Below are 5,737 nucleotides of genomic sequence, written 5' to 3'. Positions count from 1 at the left end.
TTTGTCGAACCAAACGAGACAGCATGTTAATTTTCCATCTAACAGTTTAAAATAAGCATTCATTGTAACAAACCCCTGTACATTTGGGCTGTAAAATCAGCAGCAAATGTCAAAAAATAGTTGAGCCAAGTTATGAGTCTGTATGCTACCCAAGATGAAAAAAAACAAGCTGCTGCCAAAGCAGCTTTGAAACACCTGCCTAAAGGCGGTATTTTGGGTGTCGGTACAGGAAGTACAGTAAACTTCCTCATTGAGTTATTGCCGGAATTGCAGCTGGAAGCTGCCGTCGCCAGCTCTGAAGCGACGGCGCAGCGCCTGAAAAAACTTGGCATTGAAGTGGTGGATATGAACCATGTCGGCGGCCTGGACGCTTATGTGGATGGCGCTGATGAAATTGACCGCCATATGCACATGATTAAGGGCGGCGGCGCGGCATTGACTCGTGAAAAAATTGTGGCTTCTATTGCCAAGAAGTTTGTCTGCATCGTCGATGACTCTAAATGGGTCGGGCAGTTGGGCCGTGAGTTTCCGCTTCCAGTTGAAGTCATTCCAATGGCGCGTTCTGCTGTAGCGCGCAAAATTGTGGCTTTGGGCGGTGATCCGGTATACCGCGAAGGCGTAGTGACCGATAACGGCAATGTTATTCTGGATGTGTACAACCTGAATATCCTCAATGCGCTGGAGCTTGAAAAGACCCTGAATGACATTCCGGGTGTCGTCTGCAACGGCATTTTCGCAATCAATAAAGCGGATATTGCAATTGTTGCAACAGATGACGGCATTGAAGAGCGTACTGCGGTTTAACCTTTTTTAATTTCCCCATACCCTGAGCAAATGTTAAAGCAATGCTTTTGCATTTGTGCAAGTTAAAGAGGGGGAAGCTCCAGAAATTTTAATTTAAGGAGCTTCCCCCTTTATTAAAGGGGGACTGAGGGGGATTTAATTTTAAAATAAAAATATGACCCAAACGCTTCCTGAAATCCAAATTACCCATCATGCGCGTGCGACACGGTTACGCTTGCGGGTAGAACCGACTCAAATCCGTTTAACGGTGCCTAACTTTTGCACCAAACGGCAAATTCAGGACTTTTTAAATCAATCTGAACAGTGGCTGATTGAAACTTGGCAAAAGCAGCAACGAAGCCTAGTGCAGGCAGATCGAACACTGCCCGCAGAATTGCACTTATTTAACAGGCATCAGCCTTTAAGTGTCATTTATAAAATACAAAAAAATTCTTATATTTTAGATACGCAAAATCATCAGCTTTTGATCAGTGACCGTCAGCCTGAAACTTACCTTAAGGCTTTTGTAATTGCTTATGCCAAGCAGCATCTGCCTGAATATTTGCAGCAGTTAAGCCAGCAAATAGGCCTGCCTTATGGGCAATGCGCCATCCGCCAGCCCAAAACCCGCTGGGGCAGCTGTTCTGCCCGGCATGACATTATGCTGAACAGCGGCTTGGCGCTGTTTCCGGAAGAAGCTGCGCGCTATGTCTGCGTGCATGAGCTGGCGCATACCTGCCATTTTGACCATAGTCCGAACTTCTGGGCAGAAGTCGCCAAGCATGATGCCGATTATAAAAACCACCGCAAACTGTTAAAAAGCGCAGCAATGCCGTGGTGGTGGCTGGCGGCATAGTGCCGGTATTGGGCTGAAGAAAAATACTGCAGCAGATTTAAGATGCGGCTTGGGTCATCAGAAGGCTCCCTAAATAGCCTAAGCAAATAAATACAGCAATGCGCTAAAAGCGCTTCTTGAGGACTAAAACGGTTTAACAGAAGGGTGTTAAATCTGTGAATTTGTTTACTTATTCTAAATAAATTGCATAATAAGGCAGAAAGAATGCTGCCAGTTATTTGGTCTGGATAAATGAATGAGCAGATTTTTCAGATAATCTGCAGGGTGATTGCGCCAAAATAAGATTTTATTTTATCGTTTTATGATTTATGAAATAAAATGCATATTGAATTTGAGCGGAGTCGAAGTAACAAAATAATTTTCATCTGCAGTTTGTTTGTTGATAAAATCTAAAAAATTGGTTTATTATTGAGCAAAATAACTATGCGGTTTTATTTATTCCGTGAATTTGCCTGATTCTCAATATTTTCTGCTGGTTGTTCCGAGTTGCCTGATTTTAATTGGCTGCGTATTTATTGCAGGGCATTTTCTTTTCCGCGCGCCGCGTTTTTTGTTCTGGATCGGAATCGGCTATATTTTGCCCTCTCTGGCTTTAGGCATGCAAAGCCTGATGACCAATACGCAAATGACCATGACCTCGCCGTGGGTCGGCATTTTATATCTTGGCGGCGCTTGGGCCATTGCGCATGGCATGGCGCTTAAGACCAAATCAAAAAATTATGCGCTGGTTTGTTTTGCATTCGCGGCATGGGGCGTTTTTATCCTGAGTTACTTTGCCTATGTCAATGAGCAGCTCTGGCTGAGAATGCTGACCATCAATTTCGTGACCGTCTGCCTTGAAGCCATGGTGCTTCCCGCTGTGTATGCTTATTTCAAGCGCTCGAAAATTTTGAATAAAATATTGTGCATCAGCTATTTTGTCATGGTGGTTTATACGGCGCTGCGGGCCGCGGCGATTCTGCTGTATTTGCGCAATGTAGACAGCATGATGCTGTCCGCTTCTAAATGGTGGATGATGATGCTTGCCGCCAGCATCCTGCTGAGCATCTGGTTTGCAATTATGATCGCAGCGACAACTGTTAAAGAGCTTTTTGTCACCTTAAATGATGAGCGCTACCGGGATGTGCTGACCGGACTGTACAACCGGAGGGGATTTTTTGAGAAAGTTAAGGCGCTGCGCATTAATAGAAGTTCCGGCAGCTTTTATATTGTCATGTGCGATATCGACCATTTTAAAAACATCAACGATACCTGGGGCCATGTGGCCGGAGATAAAATTCTGCGCTCAGTGGCAAAAGCGCTGAAGGACGGCATGCGTGAGCATGATGTCATTGCGCGTTTTGGCGGGGAAGAGTTTATTCTGCTGCTGCGGTGCCCGGATCATCTGGCGGCTTTTAAGCTGGCTGACCGCGTCCGGAGCGAAATCGCGCAGCAGGCCTATACGCTGCATAAGGTCAACGTTACAGTCAGCTTTGGCATGGCTGCTGTTGAAGACAATATGCACCTTATGCATGCGCTGGAGCTGGCTGATAAGCGCCTGTACAATGCCAAGAAAAATGGCCGCAACCGGGTTTGCTGCGCTTAACTGGCCAGCACGGGCATCACTACAGGCATTCCATCTTATTTTTAAGCCAGCGCCGCTGCCGTGGCATGCCTGAAAAAGCTTGCTATCCGGTTCCTTAAGCTGGCTGAATGCATCGCATTGTAAATCTACCTGCATCCGCAGATCTATTCAGCTTGATCAAGGACTTAATGCATCTGCGCATCACAGTTTCAGCGCTGCATAAAAACAGTATAAAAAGCATTAAATCCAACTAAAACGGTTCAGAAAAGCGGAAGTTCCTGTCATACTGTGCAGTCAATAAATGGGCGCTTTTGAATTGAGGTAATGAACGTGATTTCAGTAGGTATTGTCGGCGGTACAGGTTATACGGGCGTTGAATTGCTGCGTCTTCTGCTGCGGCACCCAGATGCAGAAGTGAAAGTGCTGACTTCACGTACCGAAAACGGGCGCCGTGTCGATGATATGTTTCCGAGCCTGCGCGGCCATACCGACCTTAAATATTCAGATTTGAACATTGAAGAATTGAAACAGTGCGATGCAGTATTTTTTGCAACGCCGCACGGTGTTGCCATGAAGCATGCGGAAGAACTGATCGCTGCCAATACCAAAGTGATTGATTTGGCTGCGGACTTCCGCCTGCAGGATTTAGCGCAGTTTGAAAAATGGTATGGCTTGGAGCATGCCTGCCCAGATGTATTGAAAGCTTCTGTGTATGGCTTATCTGAACTGAACCGTGAGCAGATCAAGCAGGCCAATGTGATTGGCAACCCGGGCTGCTATCCAACAACTGTGCAGCTGGGCTTGGCGCCGGTATTAAAAGCGGCTGAAGCATTAGTGAAACCTGAAAGCATTATTATTGATGCAAAATCCGGGGTTTCCGGCGCAGGCCGCAAAGCCAGTTTAGGCATGATTTATTCTGAAAATGCGGATAACTTCAAAGCCTATGGCGTAGCGGGCCACCGCCATCATCCTGAGATTGTCGCAGCGCTGGAAAATATTTCAGGGCAAAAAGGCGTGTTTGACCAGATTCTGTTTGTGCCGCATTTGGTGCCAATGATCCGCGGCATGCTCAGCACCATCTATATTGATTTAACGGATGCCGGTGCGGAAGCGGACTTGCAGTCCCTGTACGAACAGTTCTATGCCAATGAGCAGTTTGTAGATGTGATGCCTGCGGGCAGCTCGCCGGAAACGCGCTCTGTACGCGGCGCCAATCAATTGCGCATTGCCTTGTATAAGCCGCAGCCGAAAAAACTGGTTATTTTGGCTGCGCAGGACAACTTGGTGAAAGGTGCAGCCGGCCAGGCGGTGCAGAATATGAACCTGATGTTCGGCGTGGCGGAAAATGCCGGGCTTCAGGGCATTGGCTTATTGCCATAAGAAACCTATTAAAGCTTCACACACATTTAAATTTCGATTTAAATGTGTGTTTTGAATAAATCAAAATAAGAGATGACGATGCAGAATTCAGACTCAAATATCACGCCGCAGCAAGATGCGGGCGGAAAAAAGCTGTTCATGCAAACCAATTTGCCTTTGGCGATTGGCGCAGCGGTTTTGATCTTGAGCAGCGGCCTGCTGGGTTATACGGTTGGACACCGCCAAGGCTTGACGGTTGTCGGCTATGACGCTGATGCTGAGCAGCTGGTTGAAGTGGTGAAAAAGCAGAAAGCTGAACTGGCTGTGCTGAACAAAAGCTTAAACGCTGCGGTTCAGGAACGCGATCTTGCCGTCAGCAATGCCAATGACCTGTATCTGGCGGGGCATAAATCGCGCGATGCGCAGGAGCAGGCAGAGAGCCTTGGCGTGCTGTACCGTGAAGTGCTGCGCCAGCGCGGCGGCGTCGCCTTGGCGGTGCAGCATGTTGCGGTTAAGCCCTTGCCGGATAACGCCTTTGAATATCAGCTGGATCTGATGCAAGTCAGCCCGGGAAAAAGCCGCGCGTCGGGCAGTACTGAACTGCGCCTGATTAAAGGCACAGAAGTTTTAACCGTTCCGATGGAAGACAGTAACTTCAATTTTGAAAACAATGAGCGCCTGACAGGCCGCTGGACTATGCCGAAAGGTTTCAGCCCGGACTTTATTGAAGTGCGTTTAAGCGGTTCTGGAAAACAGGTGATCCGCCGCTTCAGCTGGTCCAAAGGGCAGCCGGTAAACGATCAATCCGCTTTTCTTTCAGAAATTCCGCAAACTGAAGCCAACACCAACTGAAGTGTGAATGAAATATCTTATGCGAACCAATAAGCGTCAAATTAGTTTATCTGACATTAAAGACTCATTCTATCAAACTGGATTGGTGGATTGGCATATCAGCCCGCGCTTAAGCAGTGAAACGCATGAAGATGGAGGCGATTCGGATACTGCGGTGATGACTGCGCGTCCGGAACTCAAGCGCCCGCCAATGTACGTTGTCGTTTTAATGAACGATGACTATACCCCAATGGATTTTGTAATAGAAATTTTACAACAATACTTTGCAATGAATCTTGACCAAGCCACTCAAGTAATGCTAACTGTACATTATGAAGGAAAAG

At 47.0% G+C, this 5,737-nt stretch carries 6 protein-coding genes; all 6 read left to right on the top strand.

Annotated elements, in window-relative coordinates; translation table 11 throughout:
• Positions 1–132: 132 nt before the first annotated feature.
• Positions 133–804, top strand: coding sequence for a ribose-5-phosphate isomerase RpiA (gene rpiA, locus RSA72_RS13565; RefSeq protein WP_332623288.1), 672 nt, complete (start codon positions 133–135; stop codon positions 802–804).
• 154 nt (positions 805–958) lie between these two features.
• Positions 959–1,639, top strand: coding sequence for a YgjP family zinc-dependent metalloprotease (locus RSA72_RS13560; RefSeq protein WP_332623289.1), 681 nt, complete (start codon positions 959–961; stop codon positions 1,637–1,639).
• Positions 1,640–2,189: 550 nt separating this feature from the next.
• On the top strand, positions 2,190–3,224 hold the full coding sequence (locus RSA72_RS13555) for a GGDEF domain-containing protein (protein ID WP_332623290.1): 1,035 nt from the start codon (positions 2,190–2,192) through the stop codon (positions 3,222–3,224).
• 303 nt (positions 3,225–3,527) lie between these two features.
• Positions 3,528–4,583 (top strand): N-acetyl-gamma-glutamyl-phosphate reductase, encoded by a 1,056-nt coding sequence (gene argC, locus RSA72_RS13550; RefSeq protein WP_332623291.1) that lies wholly within the window; start codon positions 3,528–3,530, stop codon positions 4,581–4,583.
• 78 nt (positions 4,584–4,661) lie between these two features.
• On the top strand, positions 4,662–5,414 hold the full coding sequence (locus RSA72_RS13545; RefSeq protein WP_332623292.1) for a hypothetical protein: 753 nt from the start codon (positions 4,662–4,664) through the stop codon (positions 5,412–5,414).
• 19 nt (positions 5,415–5,433) lie between these two features.
• Positions 5,434–5,737: ATP-dependent Clp protease adaptor ClpS (locus RSA72_RS13540; RefSeq protein ID WP_332633345.1), on the top strand; the 304-nt coding region annotated here is incomplete at its 3' end.

It is taken from the genome of Acinetobacter sp., from assembly GCF_036659555.1.
Taxonomy (GTDB): domain Bacteria; phylum Pseudomonadota; class Gammaproteobacteria; order Pseudomonadales; family Moraxellaceae; genus Acinetobacter.
This window is presented reverse-complemented; position numbering and strand designations above follow the sequence as displayed.

Excerpts from the sequence above, each read along its gene's own strand:
- rpiA (WP_332623288.1), top strand. The coding sequence starts at position 133 with ATGAGTCTGTATGCTACCCAAGATGAAAAAAAACAAGCTGCTGCCAAA.
- RSA72_RS13560 (WP_332623289.1), top strand. The coding sequence starts at position 959 with ATGACCCAAACGCTTCCTGAAATCCAAATTACCCATCATGCGCGTGCG.
- argC (WP_332623291.1), top strand. The coding sequence starts at position 3,528 with ATGAACGTGATTTCAGTAGGTATTGTCGGCGGTACAGGTTATACGGGC.
- RSA72_RS13545 (WP_332623292.1), top strand. The coding sequence starts at position 4,662 with ATGCAGAATTCAGACTCAAATATCACGCCGCAGCAAGATGCGGGCGGA.